Consider the following 794-nt stretch of genomic DNA (forward strand, 5'->3'; position numbering starts at 1 on the left):
TCTTCAGTTTCATAATAGGGGCTTGTTTCTCTTGTTAAGCGCTCTGTTATGAGTTTGATTTTGTAGTCTTCATATTTGCTTGTAGGCACTCCTTTTGTCGTTTTACTGAGTATGTTGTAAATGTGTGATGCGGTGACTTTACCCAAGCGCGCTTGAAACCATTCTGCTGTTCTTTGTTCCATCTCACACCGCCGTTCTTTGTTCTTGTGGTGTTGGTGCATATTCTATATCTTGGAGGTGAATATATTCGGCATCTTGTATAGGCGTGTCTGTTTGCTCTTGTTGTAGGAAATATTGTTCTTTTTCATTCTTTCTCTTTTGCAAAATATCCAAAATCCTTTGTGCTATTTCATCAGGAAGATCTTCAAGCCGGTCGACTTTTGCATAATCAAGCACTTTTTCCTCTTCTGTTTGAGTGATGTTTATTAATTGTTTGATTTGCGTAAGCACATCATAAGAAACTAACTTCGTTTGTACGTTATGGTTTGTTTCATTGATACGTTTTGCTTCATCTTCTTCATAAATACCGGAAAACCCGAAAGCGTAGCGAGCACATTGTATAGTGGCTTTATGGCGCAACATACGTGCTGGATATTTTTGCCATGCTTCACTTTTTTCTTGTTCGCATTCTTTGCGATATTCGGTGACTTCGATAGGATCTTTAATCCCTTTGAGACGAATAGCACATTTGATAGCAATTATATTCCCATTCTCATTGAGTTGATCTTGAAAGGTCATGCCATCAAAGTTAGGATTTGATTTGATGATCTTTATCCAACCGTCGATAGAAACAA

General features: G+C 37.8%; 1 protein-coding gene and 1 pseudogene. Both read right to left on the reverse strand.

The features are described 5' to 3' along the window. Positions 1-182: pseudogene (locus ACFIK6_RS10090) on the reverse strand (exonuclease); the annotation flags it as partial. A 1-nt stretch (position 183) separates the two neighbouring features. Beyond that, positions 184-794 (reverse strand): recombinase RecT (locus tag ACFIK6_RS10095; protein WP_375677614.1); only part of this gene is annotated, 611 nt, incomplete at its 5' end.

Source organism: Bartonella sp. AS69XJJH (assembly GCF_042195585.1).
Lineage (GTDB): Bacteria > Pseudomonadota > Alphaproteobacteria > Rhizobiales > Rhizobiaceae > Bartonella.